The 25,154-nt window shown below is 74.1% G+C and carries 22 protein-coding genes; 8 read left to right on the forward strand and 14 right to left on the reverse strand.

Annotated elements, in window-relative coordinates; translation table 11 throughout:
- Positions 1-18: 18 nt before the first annotated feature.
- The gene (locus O7635_RS32275; protein WP_278084270.1) at positions 19-1,893 is read right to left on the reverse strand and encodes a M6 family metalloprotease domain-containing protein; all 1,875 of its coding nucleotides are present in this window, start codon (positions 1,891-1,893) and stop codon (positions 19-21) included.
- A 226-nt stretch (positions 1,894-2,119) separates the two neighbouring features.
- Here O7635_RS32275 and O7635_RS32280 point away from each other — a divergent pair, with 226 nt between their 5' ends.
- Complete coding sequence (locus O7635_RS32280) at positions 2,120-3,580, forward strand: protein kinase (RefSeq protein WP_278084271.1); 1,461 nt, start codon at positions 2,120-2,122, stop codon at positions 3,578-3,580.
- Positions 3,581-3,736: 156 nt separating this feature from the next.
- The gene (locus O7635_RS32285; protein WP_278084272.1) at positions 3,737-4,051 is read left to right on the forward strand and encodes a zinc ribbon domain-containing protein; all 315 of its coding nucleotides are present in this window, start codon (positions 3,737-3,739) and stop codon (positions 4,049-4,051) included.
- A gap of 1 nt (position 4,052) precedes the next feature.
- On the opposite strand, the gene O7635_RS32290 is transcribed toward O7635_RS32285, so the two are convergent.
- The 5 genes from O7635_RS32290 to O7635_RS32310 form a co-directional block, all read right to left on the reverse strand.
- On the reverse strand, positions 4,053-4,262 hold the full coding sequence (locus O7635_RS32290; protein WP_278084273.1) for a hypothetical protein: 210 nt from the start codon (positions 4,260-4,262) through the stop codon (positions 4,053-4,055).
- A gap of 118 nt (positions 4,263-4,380) precedes the next feature.
- Entirely contained in the window at positions 4,381-5,955 is a 1,575-nt protein-coding gene (gene aceB / locus O7635_RS32295; RefSeq protein ID WP_278084274.1) for a malate synthase A, read from the reverse strand.
- On the reverse strand, positions 5,952-7,229 hold the full coding sequence (locus O7635_RS32300) for a (Fe-S)-binding protein (protein WP_278084275.1): 1,278 nt from the start codon (positions 7,227-7,229) through the stop codon (positions 5,952-5,954). The genes aceB and O7635_RS32300 overlap by 4 nt, the downstream gene beginning before the upstream one ends.
- Positions 7,229-8,386, reverse strand: a complete 1,158-nt coding sequence (locus tag O7635_RS32305) for an FAD-binding oxidoreductase (RefSeq protein WP_278084276.1) — start codon at positions 8,384-8,386, stop codon at positions 7,229-7,231. The genes O7635_RS32300 and O7635_RS32305 overlap by 1 nt, the downstream gene beginning before the upstream one ends.
- 1 nt (position 8,387) lies before the next feature.
- A complete protein-coding gene (locus O7635_RS32310; protein WP_278084277.1) occupies positions 8,388-9,839 on the reverse strand; it encodes an FAD-linked oxidase C-terminal domain-containing protein in 1,452 nt (483 codons plus the stop codon).
- Positions 9,840-9,948: 109 nt separating this feature from the next.
- Between O7635_RS32310 and O7635_RS32315 the strand changes: the two genes are divergently transcribed.
- Both O7635_RS32315 and O7635_RS32320 read left to right on the forward strand, forming a co-directional pair.
- A complete protein-coding gene (locus tag O7635_RS32315; protein WP_278084278.1) occupies positions 9,949-11,463 on the forward strand; it encodes an Nramp family divalent metal transporter in 1,515 nt (504 codons plus the stop codon).
- Positions 11,464-11,802: 339 nt separating this feature from the next.
- Positions 11,803-12,663 carry an alpha/beta hydrolase fold domain-containing protein gene (locus O7635_RS32320; RefSeq protein ID WP_278084279.1) on the forward strand — a complete coding sequence of 287 codons (861 nt, stop codon included), beginning with the start codon at positions 11,803-11,805 and terminating at the stop codon, positions 12,661-12,663.
- A 162-nt stretch (positions 12,664-12,825) separates the two neighbouring features.
- Here O7635_RS32320 and selB read toward each other — a convergent pair whose 3' ends face one another.
- The gene (gene selB / locus O7635_RS32325; RefSeq protein WP_278084280.1) at positions 12,826-14,748 is read right to left on the reverse strand and encodes a selenocysteine-specific translation elongation factor; all 1,923 of its coding nucleotides are present in this window, start codon (positions 14,746-14,748) and stop codon (positions 12,826-12,828) included.
- Positions 14,749-14,784: 36 nt separating this feature from the next.
- Here selB and selD point away from each other — a divergent pair, with 36 nt between their 5' ends.
- A complete protein-coding gene (selD, locus tag O7635_RS32330; protein WP_278084281.1) occupies positions 14,785-15,783 on the forward strand; it encodes a selenide, water dikinase SelD in 999 nt (332 codons plus the stop codon).
- Positions 15,784-15,838: 55 nt separating this feature from the next.
- Here selD and O7635_RS32335 read toward each other — a convergent pair whose 3' ends face one another.
- Positions 15,839-16,792, reverse strand: a complete 954-nt coding sequence (locus O7635_RS32335; protein WP_278084282.1) for a serine/threonine dehydratase — start codon at positions 16,790-16,792, stop codon at positions 15,839-15,841.
- Between the two features lie 32 nt (positions 16,793-16,824).
- Here O7635_RS32335 and O7635_RS32340 point away from each other — a divergent pair, with 32 nt between their 5' ends.
- Positions 16,825-17,997 carry an ankyrin repeat domain-containing protein gene (locus O7635_RS32340; protein ID WP_278084283.1) on the forward strand — a complete coding sequence of 391 codons (1,173 nt, stop codon included), beginning with the start codon at positions 16,825-16,827 and terminating at the stop codon, positions 17,995-17,997.
- Positions 17,998-18,049: 52 nt separating this feature from the next.
- A complete protein-coding gene (locus tag O7635_RS32345) occupies positions 18,050-18,895 on the forward strand; it encodes an SAM-dependent methyltransferase (protein ID WP_278084284.1) in 846 nt (281 codons plus the stop codon).
- Here the strand turns inward: O7635_RS32345 and O7635_RS32350 are convergent.
- Entirely contained in the window at positions 18,888-19,244 is a 357-nt protein-coding gene (locus O7635_RS32350; protein ID WP_278084285.1) for a helix-turn-helix domain-containing protein, read from the reverse strand. The genes O7635_RS32345 and O7635_RS32350 overlap by 8 nt on opposite strands.
- Before the next feature lie 61 nt (positions 19,245-19,305).
- Between O7635_RS32350 and O7635_RS32355 the strand changes: the two genes are divergently transcribed.
- Complete coding sequence (locus tag O7635_RS32355; RefSeq protein ID WP_278084286.1) at positions 19,306-19,911, forward strand: NAD(P)H-binding protein; 606 nt, start codon at positions 19,306-19,308, stop codon at positions 19,909-19,911.
- A gap of 4 nt (positions 19,912-19,915) precedes the next feature.
- Here O7635_RS32355 and O7635_RS32360 read toward each other — a convergent pair whose 3' ends face one another.
- The 5 genes from O7635_RS32360 to nrfD are packed head-to-tail and all read right to left on the reverse strand — an operon-like array spanning position 19,916 to position 25,142.
- A complete protein-coding gene (locus tag O7635_RS32360) occupies positions 19,916-20,389 on the reverse strand; it encodes a hypothetical protein (RefSeq protein ID WP_278084287.1) in 474 nt (157 codons plus the stop codon).
- Between the two features lie 6 nt (positions 20,390-20,395).
- A complete protein-coding gene (locus O7635_RS32365; RefSeq protein ID WP_278084288.1) occupies positions 20,396-20,725 on the reverse strand; it encodes a hypothetical protein in 330 nt (109 codons plus the stop codon).
- The gene (locus O7635_RS32370; RefSeq protein WP_278084289.1) at positions 20,722-22,932 is read right to left on the reverse strand and encodes a tetratricopeptide repeat protein; all 2,211 of its coding nucleotides are present in this window, start codon (positions 22,930-22,932) and stop codon (positions 20,722-20,724) included. The genes O7635_RS32365 and O7635_RS32370 overlap by 4 nt, the downstream gene beginning before the upstream one ends.
- Before the next feature lie 18 nt (positions 22,933-22,950).
- Complete coding sequence (locus tag O7635_RS32375; protein WP_278084290.1) at positions 22,951-24,201, reverse strand: YibE/F family protein; 1,251 nt, start codon at positions 24,199-24,201, stop codon at positions 22,951-22,953.
- The gene (nrfD, locus tag O7635_RS32380) at positions 24,201-25,142 is read right to left on the reverse strand and encodes an NrfD/PsrC family molybdoenzyme membrane anchor subunit (RefSeq protein ID WP_278085625.1); all 942 of its coding nucleotides are present in this window, start codon (positions 25,140-25,142) and stop codon (positions 24,201-24,203) included. The genes O7635_RS32375 and nrfD overlap by 1 nt, the downstream gene beginning before the upstream one ends.
- Positions 25,143-25,154 lie beyond the last annotated feature (12 nt).

Here is a 25,154-nt window from a genome sequence, read left to right on the forward strand (position 1 = left end):
GACAATCTCGACAGCGACCTATGTGCCGACGGTGATCTCGATCCGCCAGCGGTCCAGCGTCCCGGCGTCGTCCTGTGACGCGTCGGTGACCCGGAGCAGCCAGGTGCCCGCGACCGGCTGCCCGACCATGGGTGCGAGCGCCGACGGCGGCTCGGTGTCGAGCTCGAGGTGCAGGTTCCGGCCGGTACGCACCCGGTCGTGCAGCACGGCCCGCCGGCCCGTCGGCGAGAGCAGCACGATCCGCAGGTCACCGGCGAACGGATGGGTGATGTCGGCCTCGAAGGTCATCGACCGGACCGTGCCCGGCGAGTCGAACGTGATCGTGTCGGCCACGCCGCCGGAGCCGCCGTCGGGGATCGACACCCGGGGCTCGGACTTGCCGACCACCGTGGCGCCGGCGTCGCCGACCTCGCCCACGTTGAAGCCGATCACCGTGCCGGGCGCGCTCACGTCGGAGATGGTCAGCCCCGACTCCGTGCCGTCCCAGCGGCGGGTCGCCGGCCGGGTGCCGTGCGAGGCCGCGGTGCCCTCGACCCGGCCGAACAGGTCGCCGCCGTCGCCCTGGTTGACGTTGGCCTCGAGGTCGAGGTGCCCGTCGGCCTGCAGCAACGCGCACTGGTAGTGCTGCTCCCGGGTGCCCTGCTGGAACTCGTTGGAGCCGCGGGTGTCGCAGTGGTAGACGGCCAGCCCGCTCGACGGCAGGTGCTGGTCGAACCCGGCGCGGGACCGGTTCTCCACCAGGAAGTACTCGTTGTCGAGCCCCGTCGACCACTTCAGCACGGTGTCGTAGTCGCCCTGCTTCGCCTCGAACCGGCCTCCGACGTTGAGGTCGACCTCGGTGCCGGCCCAACCCACGAGCTGCCGCAGGTACGCGCTGACGGGCGCGGGCGTCTTGCCCCGGTCGAGGTGGTTGCCGGCGCCCATCACGCAGTACATGCCGACCCCGGCGCTCTTGAAGTCGTCGCCCTCCCGCTCCGCCAGCCCGTAGTCGTAGAGGTCCGGGAAGCGGCAGAGCATGTGGCCGGCCTCGTGGCAGAACGTGCCGATGCTGAGGTCCTCGGCCCGCCGGCCCGCGCTGGTGACGATGTAGAGCTCGGTGCGGACACCGTTGTATTCCTTGCGGTGCACGAAGTTGTGCGGCCAGAGGTCGCCTTTGTATTCGGTCTGGCCCGCGTACATGATGCACAGCGAGTCGACGATGCCCTCGTCACACGAGTCGAAGCGGGACAGGTCGACGCCGGCGTCGAGGGCGAGCTGGATCGCCTCGGGCACCAGCAGCCCGTCGGTGTTGGCGTAGGCCAGCCGGGGCCGGCTCATCCGGAACGGCCCGACGACGACGTTGCTGAAGTCGAGGCGCCCGGTCGACATGGTGCGGAAGTAGCCACGGACCGAACCGGCATTGCCCCCACCGGCGTACGCGTCGGCGTTGAGCAGCCCGTCGACCTCGGCGGCGCCCACCGCGGCCGGGGTGTCCGGGAAGTCGACGAGGATGGTCAGCCCGGTGACGGCGCCCGAGCTGAGCCGCCGCCCGGGCAGCAGGCCGCCGCTCGGGCCGAAGGTCAGGAACTTCTCGCGCCCGCCGGCCGCCTCGCCCGGCGGCACCATCGCCTCGTGCCGGGCCTTGACCCGGTTGTTGCGGACCTCCGTGGCCTCGTGCAGGTGCCGCTGGACCCCGGCGGGCGGCGGGCCGGCGTCGATCCGCCGCCCGGTCGAGGCGAACGAGCCCCCGTCGACGTCGGCGTAGCAGTAGGCCCCGGCCTCGTGGTCGTAGACGGCGGTGTAGCCGTCCGGCGTCTCGTACCGCGCGTACATCTCGTCGCCGAGCACCACCAGGGCGACGTCGTCGCCGTCCCGCTGCTGGAACCGTAGGGTCTCGCCGAAGATCGCGCTCACCGGACACCGCCTTCACCTGTGGACGGCCCGACGCTAGACCGGCGGGAGCGTGACGGCAGTCACGGATCGGACATCGACGGTGACACCACCCCGGCGGACGGCGCTGACCGTTTCGAGCGACCCCGCGCCACAGTGCGGTTCGGACCGGGCCGCTAAGGTTGCCCGGGGGGAGGGCACGGTCTTGCCCTGGCGGGGCGTACCACCTCGCAACACGGGGTACGGAGGCATGATGCTCAATCCGGGCGACGCGCTTGGCGGGCGCTACCGGCTCGAGGAGCCCATCGCCAGCGGCGGCATGGGCGAGGTCTGGCGCGCCATCGACGAGATCCTCGGTCGGACCGTCGCCGCCAAGGTGCTCCACCCCCGAGCGGTCGGCGACCCGGGCTTCAGCGCGCGCTTCCGCGGCGAGGCCCGCACCATGGCGACCCTGCGCCACCCCGGCGTGGTCGACGTCTACGACTTCGGCGAGGACACCGACGGCGACGGCAAGCCCGTCGTCTACCTGGTCATGGCGTTCGTCGACGGCGAGCCCCTGTCGCAGCGGATCAAGACGGCCGAGCGGCTCAGCGCGGGCGAGACGATGGCGATCGTGGCCCAGACCGCCCACGCGCTGCAGGCCGCCCACGAGGCCGGCGTGGTGCACCGCGACGTCAAGCCCGGCAACCTGATCGTCCGCCCCGACGGCCAGGTCGTCCTGGTCGACTTCGGCGTCGCCCGCTCCGCCGAGGCGGCCAGCCTGACCGGCGTCAACGAGCTCGTCGGCACGGCGCTCTACATGGCGCCCGAGCAGGTGGCCAAGCGGCAGATCACGCCGGCCACCGACATCTACGCGCTCGGCGCGGTCGCGTACCACTGCCTGGCCGGTCATCCGCCTTTCATGGGCGACAACGCGCTGACCATCGCGCTCTCGCACCTCGACGAGGAGCCGCCTCCGCTGCCGGAGGAGGTGCCGCCGGCGGTCCGCACGGTGGTCGCGACCGCGATGGCCAAGGAGCCCGCCGATCGCTTCAAGAACGCCGCGGCCATGGCGCAGATCGCCGAGGCCGCGATCGGGCCGCGGAACTCCGACACCGCGACGGCGCTGACCCGCGCGGGCACGACGGCGCTGCTCGCCGGCGGGCCCGTGGCGACCCGACCGCGACCGGGGTACGCGCCCGGCGCGGCCGCCGTCGGCCGGGGCCCCGGTGACACCTTCGCCGGCAGCGACCCCCGGTTGACCGGCACGGGCACGGTTCCGGTCGGCGCGCCCGGGCGGGTCGGCCCGCCCACTCCCCCGCCGCCCGGGCGGCGCAAGGGGCTCAACCCGACCAAGAAGGCGGGCATCATCGCGGCGGCCCTGATCGGCGTCGCGGCGGTGGTGATGGCGATCGCGCTGAACACCCTCGGCGGCAACAACTCGAACGGCGACACCCCCGTGCCGTCGCAGCCGGCCGAGGCGAGCGTCGAGTCGGCCGACACGGCGCCCACCGCGTCCACCGGGCCGACGCCGAACTCGCCCACGCCGCGCCGCAACACCAACTCGCCGCGCAACAACCCGCCGCCGCCGACGCGCGGACCGACCGGGCAGCCGACGCCGACGAAGAACAACGAGCCGACGCAGAACCCGACGCAGGCGCCGACGACGCCCCCGGCCACGCAGGAGCCGACGGTCGATCCGACGGACCCGCCCGCGGGCGGGCAGAACTAGCGGCAATCCCAATCTGCAAGTTGCCTGGTCAGCACCCGTTCGGGATCGTTTGATCGGCGTTTTCGGCCGGCCGTGCGTACGCGATGGGACGACGGACTGGCATCCGTGCGGTGACCTACTGTGATGGTGAACGCCGGATGAATAGCCTGGTGTCCGATGGGAACCGAATCAGCGCAGGAGCCCGCGGTCGCCCGCGGGCTCCTGAATGGCCTTGTCCATTGCGGCACCTGCGGCGCCGACATGACCGTCGAGACGATCCGGGGGATCCGGCGGTACATCTGCCGGTGCAGCCGGGTCGTGCCCGCCGACGAGTTGGACGTGCTGGTGCTGGGCCGGCTCTACGACCGGAGACGGTCGACGGGCCGGGCCGATCCGGTGCGCCTCTGCGACGAGGCGCACCTGGTCGACACCTACCTGGCCGGCGTCACGATCGGCGCGGACTGGACGCGCCCCTCGATCCGCTGGGCCTGACTCAGCTCGACGGCTGCGGAACCTCGGGGCAGTCGACCTTCGGGTTGACGCCGAAGTAGTTGAGCGGGCCCGCGATGATCGTGACGATGGTGCTGCTGGCCTCGGCGCAGTTCGTGTCGTCGTTGCTGAAGTAGCCGCGCTGTCCCGCCGCGATCGCGCCGATGATCAGCCAGATCACGACTATCAAGCCACCGATCCCTGTGGTGCGCACAGTTCCTCCCAGGTCCACTGTTCCCGCGTTGCGCGGGTGTGGCCTGATACCCGATCTATGCCCCTCGGCAAACCCGAAGGGGTGTCGCACGGGTCAGGGTGGTGCGCGGGCGACTCCCCTACAGAAGCTCGTATGCCTTCAGGGTGAGGAAGGTAGGCATCTCGTCGCCGAGGGTGACCTCGGTGAAGACCGCTTTCGTGTCGTCCGGGCGGCCCTTGTGCCAGACGTCCTCGCCGACCTCGGCGCGGATCTTCGCCATCTCCTCGTCGAGCACCTGGGCGACGAGGTCGCGGGTCACGGTGCGGCCGTCGTCGAGGGTCGCGCCGTGCCGGATCCACTGCCACAGCTGGGCGCGGGCGATCTCGGCGGTGGCCGCGTCCTCCATCATGTTGTTGATGCCGGCCGCGCCCCGCCCGGAGAGCCAGAACGAGATGTAGCGGAAGCCGACGTTGACGTCGTTGCGCAGCCCGGCTTCGGTGATCGCGCCCGGTGTCGCGCCCGCGTCGAGCAGCTCGCCGGCCTTGACCGCGACGTCGTCGCGCCGGCGGTCGATCTGGTTGGGGCGGTCGCCGAGCACGGCGTCGAACTCGGCGGTCGCGACCGGCACGAGGTCGGGGTGGGCGACCCAGGTGCCGTCGAAGCCGGCGCCGGCCTCCCGCCGCTTGTCGGCCCGAACCGCGTCGATCGCCCGCTCGTTGGCCGCCGCGTCGGTGCGCGAGGGGATCAGGGCGGCCATGCCACCCATCGCGAACGCGCCGCGCCGGTGGCAGGTGGCCACGAGCAGCTCGGTGTACGCGCGCATGAACGGCGCCGTCATCGTCACCGAGGTGCGGTCGGGCAGGACGAACGCCGGGTTGTCGCGATAGGACTTGATCATCGAGAAGATGTAGTCCCAGCGGCCGGCGTTCAGGCCGTACGAGTGGTCGCGCAGCTCGAAGAGGATCTCCTCCATCTGGAACGCGGCGGGCAGCGTCTCGATCAGCACGGTGGCGCGGAACGTGCCGTGCGGCAGGCCCAGCGCCTCCTGCGTGAACACGAACACGTCGTTCCACAGCCGGGCCTCGAGACGGTGCTCCATCTTGGGCAGGTAGAGGTAGGGCGCCTTGCCGCGGTCGAGCAGCGCCTGCGCGTTGTGGAAGGCGAACAGGCCGAAGTCGACGAGCGACCCGGAGGCCGGTGCGCCGTCGTCGCCGACCAGGTGCTTCTCGGGCAGGTGCCAGCCGCGCGGGCGGACCAGCAGCGTCGCCGTCTCGTCACGCAGGGCGTAGTGGCGGCCGTCGGAGGCGTCGTAGGAGATCGTTCCGCGGACGGCGTCGACCAGGTTGGCCTGCCCGTCGACCTGGTTGCTCCAGGTCGGGCTGTTGGCGTCCTCGAAGTCGGCCATGAACCCCTTGGCGCCCGAGTTGAGCGCGTTGATCACCAGCTTGCGGTCGGTCGGCCCGGTGATCTCCACCCGTCGGTCGGCGTAGTCGGGCCGCGGCGGCGCCACCCGCCAGTCCCCGCCGCGCACGTCGCCCGTCTCCGGCAGGAAGTCGGCCGGCGCCGACCGCTCCCGACGGGCCGCGACCAGCTCCCGGCGGCGCGCGTCGAACCGGTCGTGCAGCTCGCCGAGGTAGGCCAGCGCCTCCGGCGAGAGGATCTCGGCGCGACCGCGCTCGCTCAGGTCGGGGTGGTCGACGGGGCGGAGTGTCACGGCGCGACTCCTCGTATCGAAGCGTCCAGCAGGGTCATCGGATGGTAGATCGGGACGGCCCGGTCGGGGCCGAGGTGGGCGGTGATCTGCAGCGCGCAGCCGGGGTTGGCGGCGGCGATCGCGTCGGCGCCGGTGGCGGCGAGGTTGTCGGCCTTGCGCTGCCCGAGCTTGGTCGCCGCCTCCGGCTGGAGCAGGTTGTAGATGCCGGCCGAGCCGCAGCACAGCTCCCACTCCCGCGGCTCGACCAGCGTGACGCCGGGAATGCCGCGCAGCAGCGCCCGCGGCGGGATCCGGACGCCCTGGGCGTGGGCGAGGTGGCAGGCGTCGTGGTAGGCCAGCTTCAGCTCCAGCGGGTGCCGGGTGGCCTGCGCCGGATGCGCGTCGAGCAGCTCGTGCACGTCGCGCACCTTGGCCGAGAACGCGGCCGCGCGGTCGGCCCAGTCGGCGTCGTCGGCCAGCAGATGCCCGTAGTCCTTCATCGCCGAGCCGCAGCCGGCCACGTTGACGGCGATCGCGTCGAAGCCCTCGTAGGCGGCGATGGTCTTCCGCGCCAGTCGCAGCGCCTCGGGCTCGAGCCCGGAGTGCAGCTGGAGCGCGCCACAGCAGCGGGGCTGACGGGGGGCGTGCACCTCCCAGCCCTCGGCAGCGAGCACCCGGACGGTCGCCGCGTTGACGTCGCCGTAGAAGACCCGCTGCACGCAGCCCTGCATGAACGCGACCCGGCCGCGCGGCTCGACGCCCTCGGCCGCCGGCGTTCTAATCGGGAGCTGGCGGGTGGCCGCGGCCAGCGGCACCTCGGGGGCGAGGGAGAGCATGGCCCCGATCCGGGTACGCAGGGCGCGGTCCCCGAACAGCCTCGACAGCCGCAGCCGGCCCTGGGCCGCGATCGCCGGCACCATCGCCCGCAGCCGGGCCGGGTGGGTGAACAGGGCGAAGATGGCGGCCCGCTGGAGCCGCTCGCGTCGCGTGCGCAAAGGGCTGCGTTCGAGCTGCGGCCGCACCTGTTCGATCAGCTTGTCATATTGGACGCCGGACGGGCACGCGGTGACGCAGGCCATGCAGCCCAGGCAGCGGTCGAAGTGCTCCACCATGGACGATGACAGCGGGTCCTCGTGGCCCACCCGCATGAGCAGGATCCGGCCGCGCGGCGAGTCCATCTCGTTCTCGAACACCGCGTAGCTCGGGCAGGTGGGCAGGCAGAACCCACAGTGGACACAGTCCTTGATGAGTTCCGGGTCCGGTGGCCGGCGGGCGTCCCAGGCCGTGTCGGTCATCAGAGGCCTCCCACGTAGGTGCCGGGGCGGAACGTGCCGGTCGGGTCGAAGCGGGCCTTGACCCGGCCCATCAGCGCGCGCAGGCCCGGGTCGGGCGCCGGCCAGGGCGCGACGACGAGGCGGGCGCCATCGAGGACGGTGGCCGGACGGGGGCGCAGGGCGGTGCGGGCCGCCTCGACGCGGGTGGCCAGGTCGTCGCCGTCGGGGAAGGAGAGCCAGGAGACGCCGAGGGCAGCCCGGGTGGTCACCGTGGCGCCGCCGGCCGCGGCGAGCACCGCGGGCAGGTCGGTCGGCAGGTGGGAGACCTTGACCACCGCGGGGCCGCGCTGGGCGGCCCGTTGCGCCGCCCAGATCGACTCGTCGTCGAGGACCACGTCGACGTCGACGGCGGGCAGCAGCTTCGCGGTGGCGTCGGCGCGTTCGGGGGCGGTGACACCGCCGAAGCGGATCAGGAGGCGGCCGCTGCCGTCGCGCCAGGCGGTGTCGAGGGCCATCGCCTCCAGGGGGCGGCGGGACATGGCGAGCACGGCGGCGGTGAGCGCGGCCGGGTCGTCGGTGGCGGCCACGACCGTGGCGGTGCGGGCCGGGAGCGGGTGGAGCCGGACGGCGACCTGGGTGACGAGGCCCAGCGTGCCGTAGGAGCCGGCGAACAGCTTGCCGAGGTCGTACCCGGCGACGTTCTTGATGACCGTGCCGCCGGAGCGGGCGACCGAGCCGTCGGCCAGCACGACGGTGATGCCGATGACGAGGTCGCGGACCCCGCCGTAGCGGTGCCGGGCCGGGCCCGAGTCGGCGGTCGCGACCAGGCCGCCGACGGTGCCGCCGCGGTCGGGCGGGTCGAGGGCCAGCCACTGTCCTTCGCGGGCCAGGTGCCGTTGCAGCTCGGCCAGCGGGACGCCCGCCTCGACGATCGCGGTGAAGTCGCCGGCGTTGTGGGCGACGATCCGGTCCAACCCTCCGGTGTGGACGGTCACGGTGTCGGCCCCGTCGCCGCCACCCCACTCGGCGCGACTGCCGGCGCCGACCGGTCGTACCGCTGCGCCCTGGTGTGACAGCTCGGCGAGCGCGGCCGCCGCCTCGTCGCTCGAGGTCGGCCGCACCGCGGACGCCGTCGTCGTTGCCTGCTCCGCAGGCGTCGGAACGCGAGGCTGCGTCATCTCAGAATCGCTCCGCGATTCCAGCGGCTTCCAGCGGGTGCTGCCGGTAGACCCCAGGGACCTCGCCGCAGAGTCGGGGCGTCGGCATCACCTTGCCCGGGTTGGCCCGCCCGTCGGGGTCGAACGCGCAGCGCAGGCGCTGGAACGCCGCGAGGTCGTCCTCGGCGAACATCTTGGCCATGTGCTTGCGCTTGTCGACGCCGACGCCGTGCTCGCCGGTGATCGAGCCGCCCGCTTCGAGGCAGACGTCGAGGATTCGGCCGGCCAGCTCCTCGGCCCGGGCGGCCTGGCCCTCGACGGCGGCGTCGAAGCAGACCAGCGGGTGCAGGTTGCCGTCGCCGGCGTGGAAGACGTTGGCCACGACCAGCCCGTATTCCGCGGCGAGCTCGTCGATGCGGACCAGCACGTCGGGCAGCGTGGTGCGGGGCACGACGCCGTCCTGCACGAAGTAGTTGGGCGAGATCCGGCCCATCGCCGGGAACGCCGCCTTGCGGGTCTTCCAGAACAGCGCGCGCTCCGCCTCGTCGCGGCTGACCCGCACGTCGTCCGAACCCTGCTCGGCGCAGATCGCGGTCACCTGGGCGAACTGGGCCTCGCACTCGGCCTCGGCCCCGTCGAGCTCGACGAGCAGGGCGGCGCCGCGACCGACCGGGTAGCCGGCGTGCGCCATCTCCTCGGTCGCCCGGATCGTGGTCGCGTCCATCATCTCGATCGCGCCGGGCACGATGCCCGCCTGCACGATCTCCGAGACCGCCTCGCCGGCCTGTCGGGTGGAGTCGAAGAACGCGACGAGGGTACGGGTGGCCTCCGGCACGGGCACCACGCGCAGCCAGATCTTCGTGGCGACCCCGAGCGTGCCCTCGGAGCCGACGAACGCGCCGAGCAGGTCGTACCCCGGGGTGTCCAGCTCCTTGCCCCCGATCGTCACCAGCTCGCCGTCGGGCAGCACCACCTCGAGCCCGGTCACGTAGTTGGTGGTGAAGCCGTATTTGAAGCAGTGCGCGCCGCCCGAGTTCTCCGCGACGTTGCCGCCGATCGTGCAGACGATCTGGCTGGACGGGTCGGGCGGGTAGAAGAAGTCCGGCGCGACGGCGGCGGAGACGGCCGCGTTGGTGACGCCCGGCTCGACGCAGACCCGGCCGTTGTCGAGGTCGATCTCGAGGATGCGGTTGAGCCGGGACAGCACGATCAGCACGCCGTCCTTGATCGGCAGGGCGCCACCGGAGAGGCCGGAGCCGGCGCCGCGGGCGACCCAGGGAACGCCGGCCCCGGCGCAGGCGGCGACGCACTCGCGGACCTCGTCGCCGGTGCCGGGCAGCACGGCCAGGCGCGGCACCTGGCGGTACTGGAGGAGCCCGTCGGACTCGTAGGTCCGCAGATCGTGCTCGTCGCGCAGCAGCCAACGCTCGCCGACCACCCGGCGGAGCCGCTCGACCAACTCGTGCCCGTCCATCCCCACTGACCTTACGCCCGCACGCCGGTGATCGCGCCTGTTGCCATGACCACCTTCCATGCACGACTATGGATCTCTGCCCGGGGGCTCTTCCACGCGAGGAGGCGCCATGGATCAAACGTTCGACGTCCGTTCCGATTCACCCGGATCCACCCAGCTCGGCGTCAGCCGGCCACCGCTCGCCGTCGCCGACCTGCCCGAGCCCGAGGAGGTGTTCGGGGTCCGCAAGATCGGGCCCAAGGAGCTGTTCCAGTACGCGGTAGGGCCCAGCCTGATCGCGCTCGGCATCTCGATCGGCAGCGGCGAGTGGCTGCTCGGGCCGCAGGCGGTCGGCCAGTTCGGCTTCGTCGGTGTCGGCTGGGTCATCCTCGTCTCGGCCGTGCTGCAGACCTTCTACAACGTCGAGTGCTCGCGCTACGTGCTGGCGACCGGCGAGGCGCCGGTGGTCGGCTGGGGCCGCGTACCGCCCGGGTTCAAGCTCTGGGTGCCGCTGTCCGTGTTCGTCGTCATCTTCGCGTTCATCGCCGGCGGTTGGGCGGCCTCGGCCGGCCAGGGCGTCTACGCGCTGGTGCACGGCGCCGTGCCGCCCGCGGGGGCCGAGGAGCCACGGATCTGGGCCATCGCCCTGCTGCTGCTCGTCTTCCTCATCACGGTGGCGGCCAAGCGGATCAGCCGCGCGCTGGAGCTGGCCAACTGGGTCATGGTCAGCTCGATCCTCCTCGGTCTGCTGCTGATCGACCTGTTCGTCGTGCCGTTCGACCTCTGGTGGGAGGGCATCCGCGGCTTCTTCACGCCGGCCGCCCCGCCCGAGGGCATCACCGCGACGCAACTCGGCGGCCTGGCCGGCTTCACGGCGCTGGCCTCCGGCCTCAACTGGTACGTGATGGGACACTACCGCGACAAGGGCTACGGAATGGGTTTCCGCACGGGCTACATCTCCGGCCTGCGCGGTGACCGCAAGGAGATGCTGGCCAGCGGCGTCACGTTCCCTGACGACGCGGCCAACACTGCCCGCTGGAAGCGCTGGTACCGGCTGCTGCTCACGGACATGTGGGGCGTCTTCTTCATCGGCGCGATGCTCGGCATGCTGCTGCCGACCATCCTGATGGCGCACGCGGTGAACATCTCCGGCGAGAGGCCCACGGCGTCGACCGTCCCGACGTTCGTGGCGTCGGCCCTGGACGCCGAGTACGGCCGGTGGATGTTCTATCTCGCGCTGGTCCTCGGCGTGCTGGTGCTGTTCAGCACGCAGCTCGGCATCTTCGAGGGCATGGTCCGGGTGACGACCGACGCGGCGCACGCGACGAGCCCGCGCCTGCGCCGCCTGCTGGAGGGCGACCCGCGCCGGTTCTACTACCCGTTCATGCTGCTGCTCCTGGTCATCATCGGGGTGGTCCTGCACCTGGCGGTGCCGGTCAACCTGGTGCAGTGGTCGGCCAACATGTCGAACCTGGGCGCGCTCATCTACCCGTTCATGCTCATGTACCTCAACGCCCGGCTACCCAGGGCCGCCCGACCCCGGCCCTGGCACTACGTGCTGCTGGGCATCAACGTCCTCTTCTTCGGCTTCTTCTTCATCAACTTCATCGCCGACTTCTTCGGCGATCCGCTCGTGGTCTTCTGACCCGTCTCCACCCCCGGCAGAGTCCGCCGGCCACCCGGCCGGCGGACGGCCGGAAGGCGGCCGGCCCGGAACGCGGGCGCCCCAGAAGGCACGCGGCCCGGAAGGCAGGCGGCCCGCAAGGCAGGCGGCCCGCAAGGCAGGCGGCCCGGAAGGCGGCTGGCCCGGAAGGCGGCTGGCCGGGAGGCGGACGGGCCCGGAAGGCGGCTGGCCGGGAGGCGGAGGTTGCGGGTTCGGCACACGAGGCCGCGTTGACCCGTCGGCTTCGGAGGCAGACGGCCGCGGAGACCGGCGTTGCCGGTTCGGCTGCGAGCGGCGCGTCGGCCGACCGACGATGGGACCGTGCCGGTATCCCCGCAGGCCCTCGCCTTCTGGGCGGCGATGCGCGCCGCTGATCGTCAGGTCGACCTGCCGGTCGCCGCCCGCCGGGCGGCCGGCGAGCATGCTGAGGACGCCACGTCGGTCGCCGCCGGGGTGCGGGAGACGCCCTGGCCCGCGGGCGACGGCCTGCGCGTGACGGCGGCCTCACCCCGATCACGGGTCCTGTACTTGTTCGGCGGCGGCTATGTCCTCGGGTCGCCCGCCTCCCGGCGCCGCACCGCCGGGCATCTCGCGGTCGCCGCGGACGCGGAGGTGTTCCTATCGGGCTACCGGCTGGCGCCGGAACATCCCCATCCGGCCGCTTTGGAGGACGTGCTGACCGCCTATGCCCGGCTCGATCCGCCGGCGTTCGTGGCCGGCGACTCCTCGGGCGGCGGCCTCGCGCTCGCGCTGGCCCTCGCGGCGCCGTCCGCCGGTCTCCCACCGCCCACCGGAGTGGTGTGCCTCTCGCCCTGGGCGGACCTGACCTGCTCGGGAAGCACCATGGACAGTCACGTGGACCGCGACATCGAGTGCACGCGGGCGAGCCTGCTGGAGATGGCCGGCTGGTACGGCGGCGACCACGACCCCCGCGACCCCCTCGTCTCCCCTGCCTTCGCCGACTTCGCGGGCTTCCCGCCCGTGCTGGTGCTTGTCGGCAGCGAGGAGGTCCTGCTGTCCGACGCCCTGGCCGTGGCGGGTGGCGTCGGCGCGGCCGGCGGCGACGCGACGCTGCGGATCGCGGCGGGAATGCAACACACCTACCCGATCTGGTGCGGCGCCTTCCCGGAGGCCGACGCCGCGATGCGCGAGGCGGGCGACTGGATCAGGGCGCGGTCCTGATCAACCCGCCGGTCCGGCGGGCAGATGAACGCGAACCGCACGAGACGAAGGCTTGATGCCTGCCGGTCCGGCGGGCTGAGGAACGCGAACCGCACTGGAGCGAGTGTGATGAGCCTGCCGGTCCGGCGGGCCGCGCTCCTGATTGGCGAGGGGTGCGGGCCCTCAACCGACTCGGCGGCGATCGTCGGGTTCGCGGGTCGTCGCGCCGCGGCGGTCTAGTAGTTCCAGCAGCGGTACGGCCACCCGCCGCGTGGTGTCGAGGGCCTGCCGGGCCTGGCTGAGGGTGAACGGCTGCGGGATCTGCCGCAGCACCTCGACCGCTCGATCGACCGAAGCGGGCGGCAGCACGATGCCGTCGGCGATCTTGACCAGGGCGCCGGCCCGGACGGCGGCGGCCAGCTCGCGGGGGCCGAGACCGAGCGTGCGCAGCCGGTCGGCGTCAGGTGCGTGGAACGGCCGCTCGCGTAGGTCCCCGTCGAGGTGATCCAGCGCCTGCTGGATGGCCGCCGGCACCTGCGGGCCCCCGGGCCGGCTCACCCGGCCGTCGCGAGCGATCAACGGCGGGGTGACTAGCGCCTCGACCAGCGCGCGATCGGGCAACCCCAGCGCGCGGCGCAGCGCTTCGACCGGCATGCCCGGCTCGAGCGGATGGGCCGCCGCGTGGCGGTCGACCGCTTCCACGAGCCCTTCGCGGAGCCGAGCCCAGAGGGCCGGGTCCGCGAACCAGTCACCAGCAACCGGCTGCGCACCGGCGGAGGCGGCACCCGGCATGCCCGGATCGCCACCCGTGCCACCGCGAGAGGTAGCAGCACCCCGCTCGCCCGTCGTGCCGCCGCCGGAAGGCGCCGCACCAGCCATACCCCGCTCGCCGACCGCACGGCCCGCGGATGGCGCCGCACCGCCCACGCCTCGCTCGCCGCCCGCGGGAGGTGCCGCGCCCAGCATGCGCAGTTGGGCGCCGGTCATCAGGCCGCGGCGGCGTAGTTCGTCGGCGGCGTCCGGGTGGCCGTCCATGGTGGTCAGTTCGGTCGCCCGGGCCGCCGCGGCGCCGCGGCGGCGGAGTGGCGGTGGTAGCGGGTCCAGCACGGTGACGCCGCCCGCTACGTGGTGGCGGCCCGGGTCGCGGAGCAGTGCGCGGTCGCCGATGCGCAGCGGCAGCGGCGTCCGCAGGCGTAGCCGCGCTGTGTCCTTGCCGAGCGGGCGCACACCCACCGCGACCGCGGCCGACCCCACGTGGAGCACCAGCGTCGCCGGCAGGTCGCTCGTGGGGTCGCCGTGGACCCGCACGTCGACCAGCTCCGTCAGGCGGAACGCGCCCGGTGTCAGCAGCGCGTCGCCGCGGCCCACCGCGTCTTTGGGCACGTGGCGCAGGTTGACCGCGACCCGGGCCACCGCCTCGACGGAGGCGGCCGGGCGGCCGAGTGACTGCAACCCCTTGACCCGCACGCGGCGGTCGCCGAGCGCGAGCTCGTCACCCGCCCGCAGCGTGCCCGCGCCGAGCGTGCCGGTGACCACCGTGCCGCTGCCCTGGATCGTGAACGCCCGGTCGACCCACAGCCGGACCGGTGCGGCCGGGTCGGCCGGCGGCAGGCCGGCGACCAGCCGGTCGAGCGCCGACCGCAGGTCGGCGAGGCCCGCGCCGGTCGCGCCGCTGACGGCGACCGCCTCGACGGCGCCCAGGGAGGTCGCCGCGATCTCGTCGAGCGCCCGCCGGGTGGCCGGGCCCGGGTCGGCGAGGTCGGCGCGGGTGACCACCAGCAGGCCGTGGGTGACGCCGAGCGCGTCGAGGGCCGCCAGGTGTTCGGCGGACTGGGGCATCCAGCCCTCGTCGGCGCCCACGACCAGCATGGCGGCCGGGACCGGGCCGACGCCGGCCAGCATGTTGGGCACGAAGCGCTCGTGGCCGGGCACGTCGACGAACGCGAGCGTGGCGCCCGACGGCAGGTCGGTCCACGCGTAGCCGAGGTCGATGGTCATGCCGCGGCGCCGCTCCTCGGCCCAACGGTCGGGCTCCATGCCGGTGAGCGCGCGGACCAGCGTCGACTTGCCGTGGTCGACGTGACCCGCCGTGGCGACGACGTGCACCCCGCAACTCTGCCACCGCGAGGCAGGATTGTCGGCATGACCTACCGGCTGACCCAGTACGCGCACGGCGGTGGCTGTGCCTGCAAGATCCCGCCCGGTGAGCTCGAGAGCGTCGTCGCGGGCCTGGTCGGTGCCACTCCCCCGGTCGGGCCGGGCGAGCTGCTGGTCGGGCTCGACGACGGTGACGACGCGGCGGTGGTGCGGATCGCCGGTGAGACCGCGGTGGTCGCCACGGCCGACTTCTTCACGCCCGTGCTCGACGACCCCTATGACTGGGGTCGGGTCGCGGCCGCCAACGCCCTCTCCGACGTCTATGCGATGGGCGGCACGCCGGTGGTCGCGGTCAACCTGCTCGGCTGGCCGCGGGACGTGCTGCCGATGGAGCTGGCCGCGCGGGCGCTGGCCGGCGGTCTGGACGTGGCCCGCGAGGCCGGCTGCCACGTCGCCGGTGGGCACAGCGTCGACGACCCGGAGCCGAAATATGGCATGGCGGTGACCGGCATCGCCGACCCGGCCAAGCTTCTGCGCAACGACGCCGGCAGCGAAGGTGTGCCGCTGACGCTGACCAAGCCGCTCGGCATCGGGGTGCTCAACAGCCGGCACAAGCAGACCGGGGAAGTCTTTCCGGAAGCGGTGGCGGCGATGACCACGCTCAACCGGGCCGCCTCGGAGGCGGCGCTCAAGGCCGGCGCCGTCTGCGCGACCGACGTGACCGGCTTCGGCCTGCTAGGCCACCTGCACAAGCTGGCCCGCGCCAGCGGCGTCACCGCCCGCCTGTCGGCGGCGGCCGTGCCCTATCTGGACGGCGCCCGGGACGCGCTGGCCGCCGGCTATGTCAGCGGCGGCAGCAAGCGCAACCTCGACTGGGTCCGCCCGCACCTCGACCCCGGCGCCGCCGCCGAGGACGAGCTCCTCCTGCTCGCCGACGCCCAGACCTCGGGCGGCCTGCTGGTGGCCGGCGAGCTGCCGGGCTATCCGGTGGTCGGCGAGCTGGTCCCGGCCAGAACGGACGGCGTGACGCTGGAGGTCCGCTGAACCGGATGTCGGTTGGCTGCTCACGACGATGAGTACCGCGCGGGCGGCCGAAGGTTCACGGCGAAGAGCTGAAATCGACCGCCGTGGTGTTGGCGCCGCTCAGCACGAACACCGGGACCTCGTCCGGCGCCGGCGCGTAACGGCCGCTGAGCAGCGAGGCGAACGCCGTCGCGCCGCCGGGCTCGACCACCACCCGCAGCGTCTCCCACAGCGCCCGCTGGGCCGCGCGGATCTCGTCGTCCGAGACCAGCAGCACGTCGTGCACACCCGCGGCGATCACCGGGTACGTGTTGACGCCCACCCGCAACGGCGCCAGCGAGTCGATCGCCACGCTGCCGACGGCGGCGTCCACGGGCGAGCCGGCGTCCAGCGCCCGCCGCACCGTCGGCGCCCCCGTCGGCTCGACGCCGATCACCGGACCGGGGTGCCCGGCCACCAGGCCGCCCAGCAGCCCACCGCCACCGACCGCCGCCAGCAGGGTCGTCGGCCCGGGAACCTGGCGGGCCACCTCGACCGCGATCGACCCCGTGCCCAGCATCGTCTCGATCTCGTCGAACGCGTGCAGGCGCAGCGCGCCCGACGTCGCCCGGAACGCCTCGCTGGCCGCCAGCGCGTCGTTGTAGCTGTCCCCGACGACGACGAGCGAGGCCCCGTACCCCCGGATCCGTTGGATCTTGGCCGGTGACGACACGGTCGGCACGAACACGTGCGCCGGCACGCCCATGGCCCGCGCCGCGTAGGCCGCCGCCGCGCCGTGGTTGCCGCCCGACGCCGCCACGACCCCGGCCGCCGGCACCGGGCGCAACAGCAGGTTGGCGAACGCCCCGCGGGCCTTGAACGACCCCGAATGCTGCAGGAACTCGAGCTTGAAGGCGAGCGGCCCGGGCGCCAGACCGAAGTCGGCCCGGTCGGCAAGAAGCACCGGGGTCGCGCGGACGTACGGCTTGATCAGGTCGGCGACCCGGGCGATCTCCGCACCGGTCACCAACTCAGGGGCTGTGCTGGTCACGCTGCCGACCCTAGACCGACTACGGTGGTGGTGTGCGGGCGCCCGTGGTTGCCTATCTCGAACTGGCCTGCCTCTCGTACGCCGAGGACGACGACGAGGCACCCAGGCGAGCCGCGGCGGCCGCCCAGCTGCTGGCGGAACATCCGGTCATCGCCCGCACCGACCCACACGTCGCGGCGGCGGCGTCCGATGTGGACTCATTGGCCCGGCAGCTGGCCGACGATCCCGAGGCGGTCAACCGCGCGGGCGGCCCCCACGACTGGCCGCCGCTGCTCTACCTCTGCTATGCCCGCCACGACCGGTCCCTCGACGAGGCCGCCGTGCTCGCGACGGCGCGCCTGCTGCTGGAGTCCGGCGCCGACCCCGACGCCCGGTTCCACTGGCAGGGCCTCGACCCGCCGTTCACGGCCCTGACCGGCGCGTTCGGCGGTGGCGAGCGCGGTCAGCCGCCACACCCGCACGCGATCGCGCTGGCCCGGGTGCTGCTCGACGCGGGCGCCGACCCCAACGACGGCCAGACGCTCTACAACCGCCAGTTCACGCCGGACGACAGCCATCTCGAGCTGCTCTTCGCCTACGGACTGGGCCGCGGCGAGGCCGGCGCCGCGCTGCTCCGCGACCAGCTGCGCTGGGCGATCACGCACGGCATGACCGATCGCGCGCGCCTGCTCGCCGCCCACGGGGTCGACGTCGAGACGCCGTTCCCGTCGGGGCCGACCCCGGCGGCGCTGGCCCTCACCTCCGGCTATCCGGAAATGGTGGCCGCCCTCGGCGTCCCGGCGCCGACCCTGACCCCGCCGGACGCGTTGACAGCGGCCGCGCTGACCGCCGACCGGGCGACCTGGGACGCGCTCCGCGCCGAGCATCCCGACGAGATCGAGTCGCTCCGGGCGCAGCGGCCCGGCCTGACGGTGTGGGCCGCTTCCCACGGCCGCCCCGGCGCGGTCGGGATCCTGCTCGACGCCGGCTGGCCGGTCGACGCGATGGGCCGCACCGACGTCCCGCGCGACGACCCGTGGCAGACCGCGCTGCACGCGGCCGCGCAGGCCGGCGACGTCGCGCTGGCCCGCGACCTGCTCGCCCGCGGGGCCGACCCGACGATCCGCGACGCCCAGTTCGGCGGTACGCCCGGCGACTGGGCGCGCTTCTTCCAGCACCCCGAGGTGGCCGCCCTGCTGACCCCGACCGACCCGGACGGGCCTTGAAATAGATTCCGTTTTATGCTATGATGTCCGGGTTGGTGGTTAGCCTCGGAGCGTGCAGACCTCCGTTCCCAGCCAGACCGCCTTCCTCGCCGCCGCCGCCCGGGCCGCCCACCGGCTCGTCGACGGCCAGCCGCGCATCCTCGACGACCACCTGGCCGAGCCCCTGCTCGGCGACCGGGCCGACGAGCTGCTCGCCTATCACCGCCAGCACGGGGACCACCCGATCCTGGCCGGCGCCCGGGCGCAGACCGTGCTCCGCAGCGCCTACACCGAGCGCGCCCTGCGTACGTTCGTCCACCGTGGACCGAGCCAGTACGTCCTCCTCGGCGCCGGCCTGGACACCTCCCCGTACCGGCTGGACCTGGCCGGCACGCCGGTCTTCGAGCTCGACCACCCGACGACGTCGGCGGCCAAGCGGGCTGCGCTGACCGCGGCGCAGGTGCCCACCGACGGTGTCACCTTCGTCCCGGTCGACCTGGCCGGCGCCTCCCTGACCGAGGCGCTCGAAACCCTCGACCCGACGAGGCCGACCTTCGTCGCCTGGCTCGGCGTGGTGATGTACCTGTCCCCCGACGAGGTGGCCCGCACGACCGCCGCCCTGGCGGCGGCCCTCGCCCCCGGGTCGGAGCTGATCTTCGACCACCTGCTCCCGCCGGAGCTGCGCGACGCGGCCGGCGACGACTACGCGCGACAGGTCAGCGCGGTCGCGGCAGCGGACGGCGAACCCTGGCGTTCCAGCTTCGTCCCGGCTGCCGTCGCCGGCCTCCTGACGACGACCGGCTGGACGACGCTGGCCCAACCCGAGGCCCGCGCCGCCGTGCCACCATCCACATGGGACCGACACGACGCCCTGCGCCCGATGGGCATCTCCGCCCTGGCCCACGCGCACCTCAGCTGACCGCGGCGCGGGCCTCGTTCAGCGCCGGCTGGTGGGCCGCGCTCCAGGCGCAGATGGCGGCGAGCGGCTCGAGGAGGGTGCGGCCGAGCGGCGTCAGCGCGTATTCGACCCGGGGCGGATTCTCCGCGTACGCCGTGCGGGTGATCAACCCGTCGCGTTCCATCGCCCGCAGCGACTCGGTCAGGACCTTGGGGGTGATGCCGCGCAGCGGCCGCAGCAGCTCGCCGAACCGGCGCGGACCGTCGCGGAGGCAGACGACCAGCTTCGTCGTCCACTTGTCGCCGATGCGGATGAGCGGCCGGGTGTCGGCGCAGGCGGCGAACAGGTCCGGGTCGAGTGGTCGCGTCACGCCACCCACCGTAGCCAGTTTCGTTGCGGTAACCGGCCCACCGGGGGCTACCGTCCGCCGCATGCCGCACATCATCGTCTTCGGCGCCGGCGGCCGGGCCGGTCGGCGCATCGTCGCCGAGGCCCGCCGCCGGCGCCACGCCGTCACCGCCGTGGTCCGCGACCCGGCCCGCCACCCCGACCTCGACGCGACCGCCGGCGACGTCACCGACCCCGCCCGCGTCGCCACCCTCGCCAAGGGGCACGACGCGGCGGTCAACGCGGCCGCCGGTTTCGACGCCGGCTTCTTCCCCGCCGCCGCCCACGCCCTGATCGCCGCCGACGTGCCACGCCTGGTCGCGATCGGCATCGGGACCACGCTGGAGGTGGCGCCCGGCGTGCCGATCCACGACACGCCCGACTTCCCGGCCGAGCACCGCGCCTTCTCGCTCGGCCACGCGGCGCAGATCGACGTGCTGCGCGGGGCCGACCTCGACTGGGTGCTGCTCGTGCCACCGCCGACCCTGCTGGACGACACGACGGACGGCACGGGCCACTACACCACGGGCGCCACGACGGTGCTGCCGACGCGGCAGACCCTCTTCCCGTACGCCGACCTCGCCCGCGCCGTCGTCGACGAGATCGACCACCCGCGCCACCACCGGGCGGTGGTCGCCGTCGGCCCGTGACCTCTCAGAAGTCCTCGGGGAGGCGGAACATCTCGGTGGTGACCGGATGGTCGGGGGCGGTCACCACGACGGCCCAGATGGTGGTCTCGCGGCGGAGCTTGCGGCCCGCCTCGTCGTTCCAACCGGTCGAGTGCAGGCAGCCCGCGACATCGAAGCTCTCGTCGCTCCACGACTCGGGCTGGCAGAGCATCGAACTGTCCACAGTGGCGCAGTCGATCGGGCCGGTGCTCAGGTTCCCGAAGGCGATCGAGCGGAACTCGACCGCGGCGCTGCTGACGGCGTCGATCTCCATGTAGGCGGACCGACGCGCGCCGCAGAAACCGATCAGACCCGACACCGAGGCGTCCGTCTCCGCCTCGAACTCGGCGATCGTCTTCCCGATCGCGGCGGGCCAGCGAGCTAGCGGCCCCGGCCGGAACCGCGCGTCGCGCGCGATGACCGCGATCGCGTCGGTGTCGCCGCGGCGGTCGACGAACACGTGCAACTATTCCCACTCGCGGGCGAACTGCGCGACGAACCCCGCCCTGGTCTCGACCGTCCGGTCGGGCTCGGCGCCGCCCAGCTGCTGCCTGATCCGGTCGTAGCGCGTCCCGGGATCCAGGCTTCCGACGAGTCGCTCCTCCGCTTCCCGGCGCGCGTTGGGGTCGGAGGTCGTCTGGGTGACCGCGACAACGGCCGCGACGGCCGTCACGGCCCCGATGGCCACCACCGCCCGCCGCGTGGTCAGCCATCTCGGGTGGCGCAACGCGTTGACCATCCAGCTCACGACGGCCGCGCAGGCGCCGGCCACGAGGGCGAGCACCAGGGCCGTCACGTGGCGCGCAGGTCGTCGCGCAGGGACGCTTCGAGCACAGCGTCGCCGAGACCGTCCACCACCGCCGCCGCGCGGGTCAGCCGGTCGACCGCCGCCGCCCGGTCGCCGCGGGCCAGCGCGCAGCGGGCCAGACCCTGCAGCGCGCGGGCCTGGCCGCGGCGGTCGCCGATCCGCTCGGTCAGCGCCAGACTGCGGCCGTACGCGTCGGCGGCCGCGGCCAGATCGCCGCTCCCGCGGTGCACGTCGCCGAGGTTGCGCCAGGTGTAGGCCTCGGCGCGCAGGTCGCCCAGCTCGCGGAAGGCGTCGCCGGCGTGGGCCAGCCGGTCCAGTGCCTCCGCCACCCGGCCCTGCTCGCACAGCACGATGCCGAGCGAGCGGGCCGCCTGCGCGGCCAGGCGGCGGTCGCCCGCCGCGGTCAGCAGGTCGGCGGCCCGGACCAGTCGGCGCTCGGCCTGGTGCCAGCGCGCCTCGTTGCGATAGACCATGCCGAGGCCGAGCAGCGCGCTGCCCTCGCCGTGCCGGGACCGCGCCGCGCGGTAGAGGTCCAGCGACCGCCGGTAGTGCCGCAGCGCGCCGGCCGCGTCGCCGCGGTCGCGGTGCAGGGCGGCCAGGTCGAAGAGGATCGCCGCCTCGCCGAGCGTGGAGCGGGCCGCCCGGGCGGCGACCAGGGCCCGGTCGTCGACGGCCCGCCAGTCGTCCCAGTGGGCCCGCAGCTCCAGGAAGCCCTGCAGCGTGTGCGCGAGCTCCCAGGTCGACGACCACAGGCTCTCCGCGTACGCCGCTTCGACCATCGCGACCAGTGACGGCTGCTCGGCGGCGTACCAGGCGACGGGGTCGGTCACCTCTGCCGCCGCGAAGTCGGCGCCGCCCCAGCGCGGCGCCTCGCCGCGGATCTGCACCTCGCCGTGCTCGAACCGGCCCTTCGCCGCGACGGCCAGCTCGAGGTGGGCGCCGGCCAGCCGGGCGACCGCCGCGGCGCGCTCCTCGGCGGGCAGCTCAGCGGCCAGGTTGACGGCGAACGCGTGCACCAGGTCGTGCAGCCGATAGCGCGGGCGCCCCAGCGCGTCGCGCCCGCGCGCGTCGACCAGCTGCGCGTCGACCATCCGCTCGACCAGGTCGGCCGACGTGCCGGCGGCGTCGTCGCGCAGCGCCGCGACGTGCCAGACGCCGAACTCGCGCGCCGGCAGCAGTCCGAGCAGCCGGAACGCGGCCTGGTCGGTCGGGGCGAGCCCGGCGTACGAGAGCCGCAGCGTCGCGTCGACGTCGAGGTCGCCGAGGCGCAGCTCGACCAGCAGGTGCCGCTCGTCGCGCATCCGGTCGACCACCTCGGCCAGCGTCCAGTGCGGCTTGGCGACCAACCGGCCGGCGACGATCCGCACCGCCAGCGGCAGCCGGCCGCACAGGTCGACCAGCTCGATCGCGGCGGCCCGCTCGGCGTCGACCCGGCGCTGGCCGACGACCTGGGCGAGCAGGGACAGCGCCTGCGCCCGGTCCAGCTCCGGGAGGGCGACGTGCTGCGCCCCGCTCAGCGCGCTCAACGGCTTGCGGCTCGTGATGATCACCCCACACGTCTCGGCGCCCGGCAGCAGCGGGCGCACCTGCGTCTCGTCGGCCGCGTTGTCGAGGAACACCAGCAGCCGGCGACCCTGCACCTGTGAGCGTAGAAGGGCCGCGCGATCCGCCAGGCTGTCCGGCACCACGCTGCCCTCGACGCCGAGCGCGCGCAGGAACTCGGCGAGCACCAGCCGGGGGTGGCGCGGCTCGGCCTCGGCGCCGCGCAGGTCGACGTAGAGCTGGCCGTCGGGGTAGCGGGCGACCAGGCGGTGGGCGACCCGCACCGCGGCCGTGGTCTTGCCGACGCCGCCCTTGCCCCACAGCGCCCAGACCGGGGTGGCCGGGCCGGTCGCGGCGAAGAACTCCGCGGCGCCGGCCAGCACCTCGTCGCGACCGGTGAAGTCGGCGATGTCGGCGGGCAGCTGCGCGACCGGCGGCCGCCGCGGCGAGGGGGCGGGCTCGACCAGTCGATGGTTGCGGTACTCCATCACCCCGTTGGCGGTCGCCAGCACCGCGACGGTGATCCACAGGGTCACGGTCAACGGGTGCGGCTGCTCGTTGCCGGACAGCTCGGCCGCCGCGGCCGCCACACCGGCGGCACCGACCACGATGGACGCGCCGACCCCCGCCCGGCTCCGCGGCGCGCTCCCCATGGCGCGGAAGCGTACCGGTCAGGCGTCCTTGTCGTCGGCCGCCAATGCGGCGAGCACCTCGGAGCGGTCGGTGCGCGGCTTGGGCGCACGCGGGGCGCGGGCCGGCCGGTGGGCCGCGGTCGCCACGAACGCGGCCAGGGCCGTGGTGATCGGCACGGCGGCGATCAGGCCGAGCGTGCCGACGACGCTGCGGACGATCTCCTGGGCGATGAACTCGGCGGTCAGCACCTCGCCGACCCCGCGCCCGCCGGCCACCACGAGCAGGAGGACAGGCAGGGACGCGCCGGCGTACGCCAGGACGATGGTGTTGACCGTCGAGGCGATGTGGGCCCGGCCCACCCGGGTCCCGCCCCGGTAGAGCTCGCGCCGGCTGAGCGACGGGTTGGCCCGGGCCAGCTCGCCGACCGTGGCCGCCTGGGTGACCGTGACGTCGTCGAGCACGCCGAGGGAACCGATGATGATGCCGGCCAGCAGCAGGCCGTGCAGGTCCACGTCGCCGTGCAGCAGGGAGAGGGTGATCGCGTTCTCGTCGCCGTACCCCGTCAGGTGGGTCAGCGCGATCGCCAGCGTGCCGATGCCACCGGCGAGCACGAGGCTGGCCAGGGTGCCGAGCACCGCGACGGAGGTCTGCGCGCTGATGCCGTGGGTCAGGTAGAGGACGACGAACATGATCAACGCGGCGCCGGTGACCGCGATCAGCAGCGGCGGGCCGCCGCCGAGGATGGCGGGCAGCACGAAGCCGAGCAGCACGGCGAAGCTGACCGCGAGCCCGGCGAGAGCAGCCAGCCCGCGCCAGCGGCCGAACGCGACGATCGCGGCGGCGAACGCGACCACCAGCCAGAGCAGCGGCGATCCGCGCTGGTGGTCGGCGATCGTGTAGACGGTCGCGGTCGGGTCCTCGGCGTCGGTGAGCGGGGTGACGATCACCGCGTCGCCGGGCTCGATCCGCGGCGAACCGGGGCCGGACGGCAGGTCGGTCTCCCGCGTCTGGCCCTGGTCGGCGCCGGAGTCGAGCCGCACCGTCGCGACGCCGCAGGGTCCCGGGTCGGTCGTCCCCTCGGGCGTCGGCGGGCAGGCCTCGCTGACGACCTTGGTGACGGTGGCGTGGAAGCGCGGGACGGGATCGGCCTCGTCGGCCTTGGGCACGTCGCCCGGCCAGAGCAGGGCGGTGGCGATCCCGGTGACCAGGAACGCGGGCACGAGGATCGCGGCGAGGATGATCCGCAGACGGCGGGGCGCCCGCGGCGCGGGCTGGTGGTCGTGACCCATCAGGCTGGCGCGTCTCCGCGGGCCGCGAGGCGTTCGCGCTGGGGCACCACCGTGTATTTCGGGTCGACCGCCGACGCCTTGCCGGCCTCGAAAACGCCGAACCGGGTGGCCGCCGAGCCGGCCAGCAGCGCCACGCCGGCCAGGGCCGAGGCGACCCGGCTGCGCGCGCCGAGCAAGGCCCCGACGGCGCCGGTCGCGGTCAGCAGCCGGGCCGCGCGCAGGTAACGGCCGGCCTTGCCGGTGCGGTAGGGCTCGCTGAGCAGACCCATCCGGTGCTCGACGCCGTGCGTGGCGGTCAGCTCGAGGGCGGCGCCGGCGACCGCGAGGGTCCGGGCCGGGCCGGCCTCGTGGACCGGCGCGCCGATCAGCCCGGCGGCGCCGCCGCTGGCCAGCGCGCTGCCGGCGAAGACGAAGGGCAGCCGCGGGTACGCCTCGTGCCAGGACGGTGTCGCGGTGTCGGCGAGCAGCACGGCGGTGTAGGTGGCCAGGGCGGGCGCGGTGGCCGCGGCGGCCAGCCCGCCGACCCGGCCCGCGGCCGGCAGGGCGCGGGCGGCCAGCCCGACCACGCCGTCGCGGGGCATCCAGGGCGCGGCCTCGGCGACCGCCGCCACCCCCGCGGCCGCGCCGAACGCGCTGAGGATCCAGGTGCCCATCGACATCGGCGAGGTCGGCTTGGCGACGCGGAGCATGTTGAGGAAGCGCGCCGGCCGCCCGAGGTCCTTCACGAGGAGGTAGCCGCTGGCCCCCACGGCGGCCAGGGCGGTGACCCGGCCGGTGGCGCGCAGCGCGGGCCGCCCGGTGAGGTCGGCGCCGGCGGCGACCAGGGCAGCGCCGGCGGCCAGGCCGCCGGTGAAGAGGTAGGCGGAAATGTCGTGGGTCCAGACGGGCGGCTTGACCACGGGCCGGCCGTAGTAGGACTGGAAGTCGGCGGGCGGCACCATGACCCGCTCGCC

Origin of the sequence: Asanoa sp. WMMD1127 (assembly GCF_029626225.1) — a bacterium.
Taxonomy (GTDB): Bacteria; Actinomycetota; Actinomycetes; order Mycobacteriales; family Micromonosporaceae; genus Asanoa.